The organism is Micromonospora yangpuensis (assembly GCF_900091615.1).
GTDB classification, from domain to species: Bacteria; Actinomycetota; Actinomycetes; order Mycobacteriales; family Micromonosporaceae; genus Micromonospora; species Micromonospora yangpuensis.
This window is the reverse complement of sequence record NZ_FMIA01000002.1, coordinates 3,059,155-3,074,991: the sequence shown is the minus strand read 5'-3', so window position 1 is coordinate 3,074,991 and position 15,837 is coordinate 3,059,155. Positions and strand designations below refer to the sequence as shown.

Annotated in this window: 16 protein-coding genes and 1 riboswitch; of the genes, 7 read left to right on the top strand and 9 right to left on the bottom strand. The window is 72.5% G+C overall.

The features are described 5' to 3' along the window. Positions 1 to 44: 44 nt before the first annotated feature. From GA0070617_RS14050 to GA0070617_RS14025, 6 genes are all read left to right on the top strand, one after another. Positions 45 to 1,130, top strand: coding sequence for a FecCD family ABC transporter permease (locus GA0070617_RS14050; RefSeq protein ID WP_244891685.1), 1,086 nt, complete (start codon positions 45 to 47; stop codon positions 1,128 to 1,130). Between the two features lie 26 nt (positions 1,131 to 1,156). Then, positions 1,157 to 2,149, top strand: coding sequence for an ABC transporter substrate-binding protein (locus GA0070617_RS14045; protein ID WP_091437374.1), 993 nt, complete (start codon positions 1,157 to 1,159; stop codon positions 2,147 to 2,149). Then, positions 2,146 to 2,931 carry an ABC transporter ATP-binding protein gene (locus tag GA0070617_RS14040; protein ID WP_091437370.1) on the top strand — a complete coding sequence of 262 codons (786 nt, stop codon included), beginning with the start codon at positions 2,146 to 2,148 and terminating at the stop codon, positions 2,929 to 2,931. The genes GA0070617_RS14045 and GA0070617_RS14040 overlap by 4 nt, the downstream gene beginning before the upstream one ends. Further along, complete coding sequence (locus GA0070617_RS14035) at positions 2,928 to 3,623, top strand: class I SAM-dependent methyltransferase (protein WP_091437366.1); 696 nt, start codon at positions 2,928 to 2,930, stop codon at positions 3,621 to 3,623. Before GA0070617_RS14040 ends, GA0070617_RS14035 begins: the two co-directional genes overlap by 4 nt. 288 nt (positions 3,624 to 3,911) lie before the next feature. Then, on the top strand, positions 3,912 to 4,454 hold the full coding sequence (locus tag GA0070617_RS14030; protein WP_091437363.1) for a hypothetical protein: 543 nt from the start codon (positions 3,912 to 3,914) through the stop codon (positions 4,452 to 4,454). 168 nt (positions 4,455 to 4,622) lie between these two features. After that, complete coding sequence (locus GA0070617_RS14025) at positions 4,623 to 5,792, top strand: AbfB domain-containing protein (protein WP_091437360.1); 1,170 nt, start codon at positions 4,623 to 4,625, stop codon at positions 5,790 to 5,792. Positions 5,793 to 5,914: 122 nt separating this feature from the next. On the opposite strand, the gene metE is transcribed toward GA0070617_RS14025, so the two are convergent. The 4 genes from metE to GA0070617_RS14010 form a co-directional block, all read right to left on the bottom strand. Next, a complete protein-coding gene (gene metE / locus GA0070617_RS14020) occupies positions 5,915 to 8,152 on the bottom strand; it encodes a 5-methyltetrahydropteroyltriglutamate--homocysteine S-methyltransferase (protein ID WP_091437357.1) in 2,238 nt (745 codons plus the stop codon). A 115-nt stretch (positions 8,153 to 8,267) separates the two neighbouring features. Then, a riboswitch (cobalamin riboswitch) is annotated at positions 8,268 to 8,479 on the bottom strand. A 13-nt stretch (positions 8,480 to 8,492) separates the two neighbouring features. Further along, the gene (locus tag GA0070617_RS31490) at positions 8,493 to 9,008 is read right to left on the bottom strand and encodes a CDP-diacylglycerol diphosphatase (RefSeq protein ID WP_268239719.1); all 516 of its coding nucleotides are present in this window, start codon (positions 9,006 to 9,008) and stop codon (positions 8,493 to 8,495) included. Then, entirely contained in the window at positions 9,009 to 9,404 is a 396-nt protein-coding gene (locus GA0070617_RS31485; protein ID WP_229688499.1) for a hypothetical protein, read from the bottom strand. A 225-nt stretch (positions 9,405 to 9,629) separates the two neighbouring features. Continuing rightward, complete coding sequence (locus tag GA0070617_RS14010) at positions 9,630 to 10,532, bottom strand: hydroxymethylglutaryl-CoA lyase (protein ID WP_091437354.1); 903 nt, start codon at positions 10,530 to 10,532, stop codon at positions 9,630 to 9,632. A gap of 74 nt (positions 10,533 to 10,606) precedes the next feature. Between GA0070617_RS14010 and GA0070617_RS14005 the strand changes: the two genes are divergently transcribed. Beyond that, positions 10,607 to 11,269, top strand: a complete 663-nt coding sequence (locus GA0070617_RS14005) for a GntR family transcriptional regulator (protein WP_091437351.1) — start codon at positions 10,607 to 10,609, stop codon at positions 11,267 to 11,269. 62 nt (positions 11,270 to 11,331) lie between these two features. On the opposite strand, the gene GA0070617_RS14000 is transcribed toward GA0070617_RS14005, so the two are convergent. The 5 genes from GA0070617_RS14000 to GA0070617_RS13980 are packed head-to-tail and all read right to left on the bottom strand — an operon-like array spanning position 11,332 to position 15,829. Continuing rightward, positions 11,332 to 12,291 carry an ABC transporter ATP-binding protein gene (locus GA0070617_RS14000; RefSeq protein ID WP_091437348.1) on the bottom strand — a complete coding sequence of 320 codons (960 nt, stop codon included), beginning with the start codon at positions 12,289 to 12,291 and terminating at the stop codon, positions 11,332 to 11,334. Further along, the gene (locus GA0070617_RS13995) at positions 12,288 to 13,325 is read right to left on the bottom strand and encodes an ABC transporter ATP-binding protein (RefSeq protein WP_175440527.1); all 1,038 of its coding nucleotides are present in this window, start codon (positions 13,323 to 13,325) and stop codon (positions 12,288 to 12,290) included. Before GA0070617_RS13995 ends, GA0070617_RS14000 begins: the two co-directional genes overlap by 4 nt. Then, positions 13,322 to 14,188 (bottom strand): ABC transporter permease, encoded by an 867-nt coding sequence (locus tag GA0070617_RS13990; protein WP_091437340.1) that lies wholly within the window; start codon positions 14,186 to 14,188, stop codon positions 13,322 to 13,324. Before GA0070617_RS13990 ends, GA0070617_RS13995 begins: the two co-directional genes overlap by 4 nt. Next, positions 14,181 to 15,194, bottom strand: a complete 1,014-nt coding sequence (locus tag GA0070617_RS13985; RefSeq protein ID WP_091446382.1) for an ABC transporter permease — start codon at positions 15,192 to 15,194, stop codon at positions 14,181 to 14,183. The genes GA0070617_RS13990 and GA0070617_RS13985 overlap by 8 nt, the downstream gene beginning before the upstream one ends. Further along, positions 15,194 to 15,829 carry an isochorismatase family protein gene (locus GA0070617_RS13980; RefSeq protein ID WP_091437336.1) on the bottom strand — a complete coding sequence of 212 codons (636 nt, stop codon included), beginning with the start codon at positions 15,827 to 15,829 and terminating at the stop codon, positions 15,194 to 15,196. Before GA0070617_RS13980 ends, GA0070617_RS13985 begins: the two co-directional genes overlap by 1 nt. Between the last annotated feature and the right edge of the window lie 8 nt (positions 15,830 to 15,837).

Sequence of the window (15,837 nt, the reverse complement as noted above, 5' to 3'; positions counted from 1 at the left end):
CCATACTTTTGCAGAAGCATCGGCGCTGCAGAAGGGGAACGGTGGTGGGTACCGCCCTGATGAGCGGCCGGACGGAACTGCTCGGCGTCGCGGCGCAGCGTCGCCGGACCGCGCTCTGGCTGCTCGCGCTGACCGCCGCCCTGACCGTGACCGGGGTGGTCGCGGTCGGCACCGGGGCGATCGGGATCGCGCCGCTGACCGTGGCGCGCATCATCGGGCACCAGCTCGTCGGCTGGCCCGGCGAGGTGACCTGGACCCTGCCGGAGCAGGCCATCGTCTGGCAGGTCCGGCTGCCCCGGGTGCTGCTCGGGATGCTGGTCGGCGCGGGGCTTGCGGTGTGCGGGGTGGCCCTGCAGGCGATGGTGCGCAACGTGCTGGCCGACCCCTATCTGCTGGGCATCAACTCCGGGGCCTCCAGCGGTGCCGCGGCGGCGATCCTGTTCGGCGCCGGCGCCGGTTTCGGCCAGTACGCCCTCTCCACCAGCGCCTTCCTCGGCGCGCTCGCCGCGTCGCTGCTGGTCTTTGTGATCGCCCGCAGCGGCGGCCGGGTGACCTCGATCCGGTTGCTGCTCGCCGGGGTCGCCGTCGGCTACGCGCTGTACGCCACCACCAGCTTCCTGATCTTCGCCTCCGGCTCGGCCGAGGGCTCCCGGTCGGTGATGTTCTGGCTGCTCGGCTCCCTCGGACTGGCCCGGTGGAACGCGCTGCTGCTGGTGGCCGCGATCGTGGTGGGCGTCACCATGGCCTACCTCACCGTGCTGGGCCGCCGACTCGACGTCCTGGCCATCGGCGACGAGACCGCCCAGACCCTGGGCGTGTCACCGGACCGGTTCCGGATGCGGCTGCTGGTGCTGGTCTCACTCAGCGTCGGGGTGCTGGTCTCCGCCGCCGGCAGCATCGGCTTCGTCGGACTCGTCGTGCCCCACCTGGCCCGCCGCATCGTCGGGGCACCGCACGTCCGGGTGGTGCCGGTGGCCGCCCTGCTCGGGGCCATCCTGCTGGTCTGGGCCGACGTCCTGGCCCGGGTCCTGCTGGCCCCGCAGGAGATCCCGATCGGCATCATCACCAGCCTGCTCGGGGCCCCCTTCCTGGTGGTCCTGATCCGTCGACTACACGCCACCGGCGCCTGAGCGCCCCGACGAGTCCAGGAGAAGACTTGACGACGTACCGCCTCGCCGGCACCGCTGCCGCGTCCGTCTGCGTGCTGCTGCTCGCCGCGTGCGGGTCCGACGGTGGCGGAGCGACCACGGCCGCCGGGCCCGGCTACCCGCTCACCGTGACCAACTGCGGCGCGCAGGTGACCTTCGACGACGCGCCGCAACGTGTCGTGCTGCTCAAGAGTTCCGCCGTGCCGTACCTGCACGCGCTCGGGGTGATGGACCGGGTCACCGCCCGCGCCGGGCAGTACCCGAAGGAGTACTACGACGCGGCCACCCAGGCCGAGCTGGACCGGATCCCGCTGCTGACCGACAAGACCGACACCAGCGGCCACCTGCAGATCTCCAAGGAGGTGGTGATCAGTCAACAGCCGGACCTGGTGCTCGGTGAGGTCGACAACCTGTCCCGCGACACCCTCTCCGCGGTGGACATCCCGCTGTTGGAGGAGCCGGCCATGTGCCCCGACAGCACCGGTGCGCCGACCTTCGACGACATCTACGAGCAGATGCGGGCCTACGGCCGGGTGTTCGACCGGGACACCGAGGCCGCCACGGCGGTCACCGCGCTGCGCGAGCGGATGACCAGGATCCAGACCCAGGCTTCGGCGCCGGCTGACGGGCGTACGGCGGCGGTGCTGTATCCGACCGTCGGTGGTGGCACCACCTACGCCTACGGCACCGCCAGCATGGCCCACCCCCAGTTGGAGGCCGCCGGGTTCCGCAACGTCTTCGCCGACGTCCGGGAACGGGTCTTCGAGGTCACCGTGGAGGAACTGCTCGGCCGCGACCCCGACGTGCTGATCCTGCTCCACGGCGACGGTGATCCCCGGGCGGTCGAGCAGGGACTCACCGGACTGCCCGGCGCCGAGAAGCTCAAGGCCGTCCGGGCGGGCAACGTGATGACCCAGCTGTTCAACTTCACCGAGCCACCCACCCCGCTGTCGATCGACGGCCTCGAACGCATCGTGCGGCGCTTCCCGGCGGCCCCGTGATCTCCGCGACCGGCGTCTCCTGGCACTACGGCACCAACCCGGTGATCGACGCGGTGACCGTGACCGCCCGGCCGGGTCGGGTCCTCGGCCTGATCGGCCCGAACGGCAGCGGCAAGACCACCCTGCTGCGGTTGCTCTACGGGGCGCTGCACAGCCGTACCGGCCAGGTCCGGGTGGACGACGACGAGTTGTCCACCCTGACACCACGGGAGGCCGCGCGCCGGCTGGCCGTGGTGGTGCAGGAGACCGGCGGCGAGACGGCGTTGACCGTGGCGGAGCTGGTGCTGCTGGGCCGGGGTCCGCACCTGTCGACGTTCCAGCGCACCGGCCGGGTCGACCACGAGATCGCCGCCCGCGCTCTGGCCCGGGTCGGCGGCTCACACCTGGCCGCCCGGGCCTTCACCCAGCTCTCCGGCGGTGAGCGCCAGCGGGTGCTGATCGCCCGGGCGCTCGCCCAGCAGGCGACCCACCTGCTGCTCGACGAGCCCACCAACCATCTGGACATCCGCTACCAGCACGAGATCCTGCACCTGGTACGCCACCTGGGCACCTGCTCGGTGGTCGTGCTGCACGACCTCAACCTCGCCGCCCGGTACTGCGACGACCTGGTGCTGCTCGGCTCCGGCGGGGTGGTCGCCGCCGGCACCACCGACGAGGTGCTCGACCCGGTGCTCCTCGAACCCGTCTACGGCATCGGCATCCGCCGGCTGGACCTCGACGGCGCCATCCACCTGTTGTTCCAACCGGTCGACCAGACCACCGAGGAGAGGATCGCCGCATGACGGCCCAGCACCGCATCGACGCCTACTGGAACGGCCGCGCGCCCAGCTACGACGAGTACGTGCAACGCCCCGACCGCTTCGCCGACGACCAGCGGGCCTGGTCGGAGATCTGGTCCCGGGCCCTGCCCGACCCGCCGCTGGACGTCCTCGACGTCGGCACCGGCACCGGACAGGCCGCGATGGTGCTGGCCGGACTCGGGCACCGGGTCACCGGCATCGACCTCGCCGAGGGCATGCTGGAGCGGGCCCGCCGGCACGCCGCGGCGATGGCCGACGGCCCGGTGATCAGGCACGGTGACGCCGTCCACCCCGACTTTCCCGCCGCCAGCTTCGACGCGGTGACCAGTCGGTACCTGATGTGGACGCTGCGCGAGCCGGAGGTCGCCGTGGCGAACTGGATCCGGTTGCTGCGGCCGGGCGGCACCGTCGCGGTCGTCGACAGCACCTGGTTCCCCGACGGACTGCCCGAGACCCCGGGCGGCCTCGCCGACCACTACGACGACCAGGTCCGGGCGATGCTGCCGCTGGCCGCCGCACAGTCCATCGACCAGACTGTCGCCGTACTGGAGAAGGCGGGACTCGACGACGTCACGGTCACCCCGCTGACCTCGGTGTACGAGCTGGACCGCCGGTTCGGGGTGGCCCCCGACCACGAACACCAGCTCCAGTTCCTGGTCACCGGCCGGGCCTGAGCCGCCGCCCGGTCCAGCCCGACCGGGGTGAAACCCGCTCTCGTTCCGGCGCGGCAGCGGACACGCGGCGCTGCGCTGCAGCGACGAGGAGGCGGCCGCGCTACTGCCCGCCTGCGGCACCGACACGGTACGGGCGCTGCTGCCGGACCTGGAACACGCGCTGCACCCGGAACGGCTGGTCCGGTGGCACGCCGGGCCGTTGCTGGAGCGGGTCGGCGAGCGGCTGGCCGCGGCCCCGCCGGAGCGGCGGGCCCGGATCTGGACCGAGACCGCCGGGGCGGTGCTGCGGTGCGACCCGGGACCCGCCTGGTCGACGAGGACGCGTACGACGACAGGCCCGGTGGACCCGCTGCGGACCGCCCGGCCCGGCGCCGTATCGACCTCCTGGCCCGGGGTGCGGCCGTCCGCTCCGGTGGCCGGCCGGCCGGTGCCGACCGGAACGCCCTGGTCGAGGCGGCGCGGTGGCTGGCCGACCGACCCACCTTCACCGGTACGGCCACCGAACTACTGGTCGCCCTCGGCCGGCTGGACAATCTGGACGAGATCGCCGACACGGTCACCTGTCGACCCGGCCTCGCCGTCGGTGTCGCCGACCTGGTCGACGCCCGCCGGCAGGCCCTGCGCGACCGGCTCGATCCGACGGTGCTCATCGCGACGGTCGGGCGGTCGGCCGGACGTGGTGACCTGGCCGGTGGACTGCTGGCGGTGGCGTTGGTCCGGCACGGGGCCGGATTCGGGTGGCCCGGCCCGTGGCGGGACCTGCTGCTCGACCTGCGTCGGCATCCGGACCTCGACGTGCGTGAACAGGCGTTCGGCATCGACATGAGCTGACCGGCGCGCCCCGGGTAGGTCCACGGTGGACCTCGACCGGCGCCGGATAAACTTGATCACGGATCGGCATGCGTACTGGCGTTGGTCGGGTGGGAAATGAGAACGTATGCCGGCAACAATCTGACATGTCCGGGTGAGCGCGTGCGCCGGAAGTAGCAGGAGACCACTATGCCCGAAACCGGCAACGACCAGTCACGCCTGCGGATCGGCGGCTGGATTCGCCGGTCAGGTCCGCCCGGCCGGGGCATCACCGACCGGTGGTCCGACCGGCCGGACACCGGACCGCAGTGGTACGAGCCCGCCGGTCTACTCCGGCACCGCGCCGCGGCACCGCCGCCGCCTCCGGTCACCCTGCCCCCGACCGCCTGGCCGAGCGGGGTGTCTCCGGCCGGTGCCGACCTCGCCGGCAGGCAGAGCGCCGTCGTCGTCCGACGGACCGGACCCGACACGCCGGCAGGCGTCCCGTCGCGCAGCGGCCTGACCGATCGGGCCCGCCCGCGCCGCGCCCTGCTGATGGGCGGCGTCGCCCTGGTCGCCCTCACCGGTGTCGTGGCGGTGACGGCGCTGTACGCCGGCACCAGCCAGGAACCGGTCCGCGGTGAGTTCGTCGCCGGGGTGCCGAGCGGTGCGGACTTTCCCGCCAACGGCGGCGCGCCGTACACAGTGGAGGGTCTCGGCTCGGGCACCCCCGAACGCAGCGCCACGCCGTCCGGCCCGGCCGACGGCCCCACCGTGCAGCCGGGGCTCAACCCGCGTGCCGCCGGCACCGACCACGACGCGTCCACCCCGGCTACCGCCGGTAGCACCCCGGCCACCGCCGGCAGCACCCCGGCGAAGCCCGCCACCAGCTCCACCGCGCCGGCTCCGGCCGCGCCGACCTCCCCGGCCGGACCCGCGTTGACCCCGGGTGCCCGGATCGGCCTGGAACTGGCCGGCCGGCCCGGCCACCGGGTCCGGCACGCCTTCTTCGAGGCCCGCGTCGACCGGGTCGACGCGGGCAGCGACACCGGTACGAAGGCCGACGCCGCGTTCGTCGTGCGCGCCGGTCTCGGTACCCGCAGCTGCGTCTCCTTCGAGTCGGTGAACTTCCCCGGCCACTACCTGCGCCACCACGAGTTCCGGGTGTTCCTGCACCGCGCCGACGGCAGTGCCGACTTCGCCGCCGACGCCACCTTCTGCCCGGTCCCCGGCCTCGGCGGCGCGCACACGTCCCTGCGGACGACCAACCATCCGGAGCACTACCTGCGGCACGACGCCCGGGGACAGATGCGGATCTCCCGGGTGGGCGACGGCGCCTCGGCAGCCACCGCCACTTTCCGGGTCCGTCCCGCCCTGTGACCGATCGGCAGGCGCCCGCCGACCGGCTGAACCGGTCGGCTCCGCCACGGCGGCGCCCGGCCGGCGGGGCCCCGGGCCACCGGACAGTCCCCGACAGTGGGGACCGTCCGGTGCCGCCGCGGTCAGTCCCGGCGTACCTCGGCGGCGGCCGCGACCAGCTGCCGCAGGGACGCCTCGACCTCGCGGTAGCCGCGGGTCTTCAGGCCGCAGTCCGGGTTGACCCACAGCCGGGACGCCGGCACCGCGGCCACGGCCCGGCGCAGCGCCTCGACCACCTCGTCGGCCGGGGGCACCCGGGGCGAGTGGATGTCCCACACCCCGGGGCCGACGCCCCGGCCGTAGCCGACGGCGGCCAGGTCGTCGAGGACCTCCATCTTCGACCGGGACGCCTCGATGCTGGTCACGTCGGCGTCGAGGGCGTCGATCGCGTCGATCACCTCACCGAACTCCGAATAGCACAGGTGGGTGTGGATCTGGGTGTCGTCGGCGACGCCGCTGGTGGCCAGCCGGAACGCGGCCACCGCCCAGTCCAGGTACGCCCGCTGGTCGGCCCGGCGCAGCGGCAGCGTCTCACGCAGGGCCGGCTCGTCGACCTGGATCACCCGGATCCCGGCGGCCTCCAGGTCGTGGCACTCGTCGCGCAGGGCCAGCGCCACCTGGTCGGCGGTGTCCGCCAGCGGCTGGTCGGCGCGGACGAAGGACCAGGCCAGGATGGTGACCGGGCCGGTGAGCATGCCCTTGACCGGTCTGCTGGTAAGCGACTGCGCGTAGGTGGACCAGTCGAGGGTCATCGGCCCGCGACGCGCCACGTCACCGAAGATGACCGGCGGTCGTACGCAGCGGGAGCCGTAGGACTGCACCCAACCGTGTTCGGTGGCGGCGAACCCGTCGAGCTGCTCGCCGAAGTACTGCACCATGTCGTTGCGTTCCGGTTCGCCGTGCACCAGCACGTCCAGGCCCAGCCGTTCCTGCAGCCGGATCACCCGTTCCACCTCGGCGCGCATCCGCGCGGTGTAGCCGGCGTCGTCCAGGCCACCCGCCCGGTACGCGGCGCGGGCCCGACGCAGCTCGTCGGTCTGCGGGAACGACCCGATGGTGGTGGTGGGCAGCTCCGGCAGGCCGAGCCGGTCCTGCTGCCGGGCGGCCCGGGTCTCGTAGTCGCCACGTCGCCGGTCGGTGGGGCGCAGCGCGGCGAGGCGGCCGCGTACCTCGTCGTGCCGCCAGGCGGCGGGGGCGGCCGGCAGCGGCGCGGGCAGCACGGTGGTGCCGTCGCGCAGCGCCCGGCCGAGCAGCACGACCTCGTCGACCTTCTGCCGGGCGAACGCGAGCCGTTCGGCCAGCCGGGGGTCCAGACGCGACTCGGCGGTCAGGTCGACCGGCACGTGCAGCAGGGAACAGGAGGTGGAGACGGCGACGTGGTCGGCCAGGCCGGCGATCGTCGCCCCGATCGAGACGGCGGCCCGCAGGTCGGTACGCCAGATGTTGTGGCCGTCGACCAGGCCGGCGACGATGGTCCGGCCGCCCAGCGGGCCGGCGGCGGCCAGCCGCTGGAGGTTTCCCGCGCCGGCGACCAGGTCCAGGCCGATCGCCTCGACCGGGGTGTCCAGCAGCGCCGGTAGCGCGTCACCGAGTTCGCCGAAGTAGCTGGCGACGAAGATCCGGGGCCGGTGGGTGAGGGTACCGAGCCGGGTGTAGGCCCGGCGCAACGCGTCGATCTCGGCGGGGGTGCGGTCCGTGACGTAGCCGGGCTCGTCCAGCTGCACCCAGGGCACCCCCGCGTCGGCCAACGCGGTGAGGATCTCCGCGTAGGTCCCGACCAGCTCGTCGAGGCGGGCGAACGGGTCGTCGCCCTTGGCCAGCAGCAGGAACGTGGCCGGTCCGACCAGGACCGGCCGGGTGGTCAGCCCCAGCGCGCGGGCCTCGGCGTACTCGGTGAGCGCCTTGGCCGGGTTCGCCGTGAAGACGGTGTCGGCGGCGATCTCCGGCACCAGGTAGTGGTAGTTGGTGGCGAACCACTTGGTCAGCTCCAACGCCGGCTCGGTCTCGACGCCCCGGGCCATGGCGAAGTAGGTGTCCATCTCGGACAGGCCCAACCGGGCGAACCGGGCCGGGACGGCGCCGACCGCGACGGCGGTGTCCAGCACGTGGTCGTAGTAGGAGAAGGTGTTCGACGGGATCGCGTCGAGGCGGGCGTCGCGCAGCGTCCGCCACACCTCGGCCCGCAGGCCGGCGGCGGTACGCGCCAGGCCGTCGGCGTCGAGGGCGCCGGCCCAGTACGCCTCGACGGCCTTCTTCAGTTCACGGTCGGCGCCGATGCGCGGATACCCGAGCACGGTGCTCTGACCGAATGCGGTGTTCATCGACAGGGGGTCCTTCCCTCGAAGCGCCCGGCGGGCACGGGAGGGGAAGGTAGGCGCCCTGGAGGCACCGGCTTCCGCCCTGACCCTCCCGAGGGGCCGCCGGCGGCGCACACCGGCGGTGTGCGCGGCGCTGGCAGGTCTTCGGACTCGTGGGCGTGACACACAGGTCGCCTACTGGCCGTCGCTTCCCAGACCTCACGGTCCAGTGCTTCGTTGACGGCGGTCGTTCCCACTCACCGCTGCGGGGCAGTCCCGGTCTCGCACCGGGTTCCCTCTTACGACGTCCCACCCTCACGGGCGGGACGAACCAGCACCACGGGACATCGTACGCGCTGTCCGGTCAGTTGTACGCCAGCAGGAAGTCGGTGGTGCCCGTGCCGCCGGGTTGCCCCATCGCGACGGGCAGTCCGGGTTCGCTGTTGAGCACGTAGAACCCGCCGTTGCCGATCAGGCGGGGCGTCACCGCCATCATCTGCGCGGCCATCGTCGAGCCGGTCGGTCGTACCACGCTGTCCAGCAGCAGCCGGAAGAGGTTGTCGTTGAGGTTCGCCACGTGCAGCACCCGGTAGGACCGGGGAGCCGGGGTACCGGTGCTCGTCAGCCCCCAGATCGGCACGATCTGGTTGCGCCACCGCGCCGGGTCGTTGCTGATCGCGCTGTCGTGGCTGTTCAGCTGGGTCTGGATGCCGGAGTGGATGCCGGCCAGGTGGATGTGCAGCTGGTCCTGGGTACGGATCGTCGGGTCGGCCGAGTTGATCCCCAGCCCGATGTTGGGGTACACGACCTGTCCCGGCTGCCCGGGTTGTGCGTTGTTCCACGCCTCCAGCCAGTAGTTCGGGGCGGCGGCGGTGGTGATTCACGGGCACTCGATGCCCCGGACGCGGCAGCTCGGGACGAGCAGGTAGTCGTGGTTGGACCCGGACCCGCCGTTGAGGATCACGTAGGTGGGTGTCGTCCGCAGGCACTGCGAAAAGGGCGGGCCGACCTTGGTGCCCTCGCAGACCTGCACCCGGTCCCACAGGTCGAACCGGCCACCGGTGTCTGCCGGGAAGCCACACGCCGCGGAGGGCGTGGGACAGGGGGCCGGGCCGCCGGGGCCGCCGAGCGCCGGTGGCGATCCGGGGGTGGCCGCCGGCCCCGCCGACCCGCCGTCGGCCAGGGCACCGCCCGCGCCCACCAGACCGAGCAGGCCGACGGCGCCGGCGGTGCCCGAGAGAGCCACCAACTGACGTCTGCGCACACGATCGCCCATCTGCAACCTCCGTGGGGAGCCCGAGCCGGACGCGTCGGGACGGGTCACCGTGCGACTCGGCGCGGTGACGACCGAAAGAAACGTGAACGTCGCTAGATTAGGACGAACAACCCAACAGAGGACACAACGCCTGACGGGGTCGCCTGATCGTGTCGCGGAGCAACCCGGCCGTGGCGACGACGGCGGTCCCGCGACCGCCCGTCCGAACCACCGGGGTCGGAGCGGTCACTGCGGCTCGGCCGGGAACCAGCCGGCCCGACCGAGCGCACCCGGCACAGTGGCCTTGCCGAGTTGGTCGCCGATCCAGGCGGCCGTCCCGATCACCAGCCGGGGGTCCAGGCCGGTCGGATGACCGGAGCGGTGCAGCGCGTAGACCAGGTCCTCGGTCGCGACGTTGCCGGTGGCCGCCGGGGCGAAGGGGCAGCCACCGATCCCGCCGACACTGGCGTCGAGAACCCGCACGCCGGCCTCGACCGCCGCCAGCGCGTTGGCGATGCCGGTGTTGCGGGTGTCGTGGAAGTGCGCGCGCAGCGGCACCCCCGGGGCCGCCGCCGCGGCGGCCCGCACCAGCTGCCGGACCTGGGCGGGAACTCCCACACCGATGGTGTCGGCCAGGGCGATCTCGTCCGGCTCGGCGGCGGCCAACCGTCGCACCAGGTCGGCGACGACCGTCGGGGCGACCTCGCCCTCGAAGGGGCAGCCGAAGGCGGCGGCCACGGTGACGCTGGCCTTCCGGCCGGCGGCGTGGGCGGCTCCGGCTATCGCGGCCCACTGCTGGACCATGGCGTCGACCGAGGCGCCCTGGTTGCGTCGACTGAACGTCTCGGTGGCGACCACGACACAGTTGACCTCGTCCACCCCGGCGGCGAGCGCCCGGTCGAGCCCGCGCCGGTTGAGCACCAGACCGATGTACGATACGTCGCTGTGTCGGGGCACCTCGGCCATGACGGCCTCCGCATCGGCCATCTGGGGCACCCGGTCGGCGCGGACGAACGAGACCGCCTCGACCCGGCGGGCTCCGGCGTCGACGCACCGTCGGATGAGCTCGATCTTGCGCGCTGTCGGCAGGATCTCGGCCTCGTTCTGCAACCCGTCCCGGGGGGACACTTCCACCACACCAACCGTCATGTGTATACAATCTCAGACCGTCGGACGGGCGGCAAGGATGCCAGCCCGCCATCACTCGACACCACGGAGGCACGGTGACGAATGCCGGCCAGGACGCCTACGAGGCGTTACGGGCTGCGATTCTGAGCGGCTCCATCGGCCCACGGGAACGGTTGGGTGAGGTCGAACTGTCCCGGCAGTTCGGGGTGAGCAGGACGCCGATCCGGGAGGCTCTGCGCCGGCTCACGGCGGAGGGGCTCGTCGTCTTCCAGCCCAACCGCGGCGCCCGGGTCGCGGAGTGGTCACTCAGTGACCTGCAGGACACCTACGAGATCCGGGCCCGGCTGGAGAGCTACGGCGCGGCGTTGGCCGCCCACCGCATCGACGCCGACTGGCTACCGAAGCTCAGCCTGCTCTGCGACCAGATGGAACAGCGGGCGGAGCGGATGACCCCGCCGGACCTGGACGAGATCGCCAGCCTCAACGCCGAGCTGCACGGGCTGGTCATCAGCGCCGCCGCGAGTCCGCGGCTGACCTCGCTGTTGTCGGCCGTGGTGGAGGTGCCACTGATCATCCGGGCGTTCCGGCTCTACACACCGGACGCGCTGGCCCGCAGCATGGCGCACCACCGTGATCTGGTGGCGGCGCTGCGGACCCGGGACGCCGAGTGGGCGTCGAGCACCATGCGGGCCCACGTGCTGGCCGCGCGCCGGGTGCTGCTGGACGCCATGACGGACCGCGCCGAGCCCCGACCCTGAGCACCCCCGGTCGGCGGCGGCGACCATCGACCGGGGGCACCGCCCGGCCGGCACGCACCCGGTCAGCTACCGGGTGCGCCCGGTTTCACGCAGGCCACCTGCCGGTCCGCGTCGATCGGAGCCAGTCGGACGTCAATTTGTACACACTTCTCCTCGCTGACCGGACAGCGCCCGTACAGCACACAGCCGGTCACCCGCTGGGTCGGGCTCAGCGGCTCGCCCACCAGCCGGGCCGGCGGCAGCTCCTGGTCGGGATCGACCGGAAGCGCCGCGGCCAGCAGGGCCCGGGTGTACGGGTGCTGCGGGTCGGCGAACACCCGCTCGGAGGGACCGGTCTCGACCACCCGGCCCCGGTACATGACCGCGATCCGGTCGCTGACGTAGCGGACCGTGTGGATGTCGTGCGAGATGAACAGGTACCCCATGCCGAGTTCGGTCTGCAGGTCGGCCAGCAGTTGCAGGATCTGGGCACGCACCGACAGGTCGAGTGACGAGGTCGGCTCGTCGAGGACGATCAGGGCCGGCCTGGTCACGATCGCGCGTGCGATGCCCACGCGTTGCTGCTGGCCGCCACTGAGTTCCCCGGGATACCGCCGCGCCATGTCGGGGGCGAGCCCCACCTGTTCGATCACCGCGCTGACCCGGGCGCGACGGTCGGCCGCCGAGATGTTCGGCTGGTGGATGGCCAGCGGCTCGCCGACGATGTCGGCCACCCGCATCCGCGGGTTCAACGACTCGAACGGCTCCTGAAAGATGATCTGCAGCTTCGCCCGTAGTCGCCGCAGCTCGGCGGGGGGCAGCGCGAGCACGTCCGTACCCTGGAAGTGGACCGACCCGTGGGTCGGCTCGATCAGTCGCAGCGCCAGCCGGCCCAACGTCGACTTGCCCGACCCGCTCTCCCCGATGATCGCCAGCGTCTCACCGGCGTCCACCGACAGCGACACGTCGTCGAGGGCGTAGACGCGGGTGGCACCACCGACCGGGAACTCCTTGCTGACGTTCGCCAACTTCAGCAGACTCACCTGACGACCTCCGGCTCCTTCGACAGGTGACACCAGTACGTCTGGCCGCCTCCGACGGTCGCCGCTTCGGGGATCACGTGGTCGCAGGGCGCGAAGGCATCCGGGCAGCGCGCCTGGAAGGGGCACCCCCGCGGGTAGTCCACCAGGTCCGGAAGTCGCCCGGTGAGGTGCACCAACGGCTGCCCGGGTCGGGGCACGGCCCGGATCAGCGCCTGCGTGTACGGGTGGCGCGGCGTGTTGAGCACGTCGCGCACCGCACCGTGTTCGATGACCTTGCCGGCGTACATCACCACCACCCGGTCGCAGTACTGGGCCACCACCCCGAGGTCGTGGGTGACCAGCAGCATCGACCGGCCGTGCTGCTGGACCAGGCCACGGATCAGGTCCAGGATCTGACGCTGCACGGTCAGGTCGAGGCCGGTGGTCGGTTCGTCGGCGACGACGAGGGCCGGGTCGAGCAGCATGGCCATGGCGATGACGACCCGCTGGGCCATGCCGCCGCTCAACTGGTGCGGGTAACCGTCGAGCACCCGGTCCGGTCCGGCGATGCCGACGTCGGCCAGTGCGGTCCGGGCCCGGTCCCGGGCCGTGCCGCCCGAGCGGACACCGTGCGCGGCCATGATGTTGGCGAACTGGCGGTGGATGCGCAGCACCGGGTTCAGCGCGCTGAACGGGTTCTGCGCGATGAACCCGATCTGCCGTCCGCGCAGCCGGCGCAGCTGCGCGCCGCGCAGGCCAAGCAGGTCGACGCCGTCGAACATGGCGGTGCCGTCCACCACCCGCCCCGGCGGACGGACCAGCCCGAGAATCGACCGGATGGTCACCGACTTGCCGCAGCCGCTCTCCCCGACCACGCCGACGATCTCCGCCCGGTCTACGTGGAAGTCGACGCCGTTGACCGCGTGCACCAGGCCGTCCGGGGTGTCGAACCGGGTGGTCAGGCCGCTCACCTCCAGCAGACGGCCCGCCGGCTGGGTGGTGGCCGGTGCCCCGGGGAGGGCACCGGTGCCGGGTAGGACGTCGCGGGCGGTCACCGCTGCCTCGCCCGGCCGAAGGTGTCCTGCAACTCGTCGCTGATGGCGTTGAAACACAGCACGGTCAGGAAGATGGCGAGGCCGGGAAAGACCGAGACCCACCACTGGCCGGTCGTCATGTTCTGTGCTCCTGTCTGGATCATTGCTCCCCAGCTGGCGTCGGCGGCGTTGATGCCGATGCCCAGGAAGGAGAGCGAGGCGATCACGACGATCGAGTGCGCCACCGCCAGCGACGCCTGGGCCAGGATGATGCCCGTCATGTTCGGCAGGACGTGCCGGAACATGACCCGGGGGCCGGTCGCGCCGATGGCGTGTGCCGCCTCGACGTACCGGCTCTCCCGGATGGTCAGGCCCTCGCTGCGGACCAGCCGGACGAACCGGGGAACGTTGATGACGGCGATGGCCACCACGACGTTCTCGATGTTGTTGCCCATCAGGGCGACCAGCGCGATGGCCAGGATCAGCAACGGAAACGCCTGGAACACGTCGAGCGCGCGGACGACGCGCTCACCCCAGGGCCCCCGGTGCAGGGCGGCCAGTCCGAGCAGCACGCCGATCACGAGCGAGATCAGCATGCCGGCCAGCGCCAGCGGGATGTCCACACCGGCCGAGGCGACCAGCCGGCTGAAGACGTCGATGCCGAACTTGTCGGTGCCCATCCAGTGCACGCCGTCGGGGGCCGCGAGCGGGTTGGCCAGCGGCTCCGCCGGGTCGTGCGGCAGGGGCGCGAGGTAGGCCGCGGCCAGCATGGCCGTCAGGATGCCGGTGGGCACCCAGAGCCGCAGTCGTCGGCCGCTCCGGCGGCGCTTCGGTGTCTTCGGGGCGGTGGCCGTGGTGGCATCGGCGGCCAGGCTCTCAGTCATAACGCACCCTCGGATCGAGCACCGCGACCAGGATGTCCAGTGCGGTGAAGGCCAACAGGGTTCCGAGTCCGGCGACCAGGATGAAGCCCTGGACGGCCGGCATGTCCAGTTGGAGGATGGAGTCGATGGCCCACTCTCCGAAGCCGCCCCAGGAGAAGATGGTCTCGATGATCGCCGCGCCGCCGAGCAGCGCGGCGAGCAGGATGCCGCCGTAGGTCAGGATCGGGGTCCGGGCCTGCCGGAAGGCGTAGCCGAGCACGGTCCGCTCGGGCAGGCCGCAGGCCCGGGCGAACTCGACCTGCTTGGACTCCAGGGCGGGCACCAGCGAGGCGTAGGTGCTGCGGGCGAAGTACGCCGAGTAGTAGATGCCCAGGGTCAGCACCGGCAGCATCGAGTGCGCCACCGCCGAGCGGAAGGTGGCCAGGTCACCGGCGATCAGTGCGTCGACCAGCAGCGCGCCGGTGACCGTCGGCGGTGGCTCGTCCATCAGGCCGAGCCGACCGACCGGGGCCGGTGCCCAGCCGGCGAGGTAGAAGCAGAGGTAGATCAGCAGCAGGGCCAGGAAGAAGTCCGGGATCGACTGGAACGTGGTGACGACGAACCGGGAGGCCCGGTCGGTAAGCGTGCCCTTGAAGTACGCGCCCACGGTGCCCAGAGCCACGCCGAGCACGGCGGCGAGGGTGAGCGAGAGGAAGACCAGTTCGAGGGTGGCCGGGGCGAACCGCGCGATCTCGGACAGGATCGGCCGGTCGGTGTAGTACGACGATCCCAGGTCACCGCGGACCAGGCCGCCCACGTAGTCGACGAACCGTTCCCACAGGGGCCGGTCCAGGCCGAGCCGGCGCTCGATCTCGGCCAACTCCTCCGGGCCGGCCGCGGGGCCGGCGATGACCCCCACCGGGTTGCCCGGCAACGCGTTGACCAAAAGGAACGCCAGCACGATAACGGACAGCAGGCCCACCGGCAGAAAGAGCAACCGCCGTCGTGCGTACCCGAGGACCCGCATCACGCACCTCCCGGTCCGAGCAGCGCCATCGCCTCGTCGAGGGTCAGGACCTCGGCGTACTTCGCGGCCAGGTCGAACAACGTGGCCTGGTGCGGGCGTGGGTCCCGGTCCAGACAGGCGTCGGCCACGACGAGCGGGACGAACCCGTGCTGCAACGCGTCCACCGCGGTTGCCCGGACGCACCCGCTCGTCGAGGCGCCGACGATCAGCAACGCGTCCACCCCGAGCACCCGCAGGGTGCTGGCCAGGCTGGTGCCGAAGAAGGCGCTGGCGTACTGCTTGGTCACCACCGGTTCACCGGCGACGGGAGCCAGCTCCGGTGGTGCGGCGGCGAACTCACCGCCGCGTTCGAAGACCCGCAGGGCCGGCACCTTGCGGGTGAACAGGCCGCCGTCGAGTCCACCGGGGGCGAGCTCGACCCGGGTGTGGATCACCGGCACGTGCTGGCGCCGCGCGGCGTCGAGCAGTGTGGCGCAGGCCCGCAGGGCCGGCGGTTCCGGCTGGCCGGCGTAGAGCGGTGACGCCGGATCGAGGTAGGCCCGGACGAGGTCGACCACGAGCAGCGCGCGGCTCGATCCGTGCCCCAGGCCGCCGCCGAAGCCCGCCCTGCGGTAGTCCCCCTGGAGATCGTTCACCGTGCGCC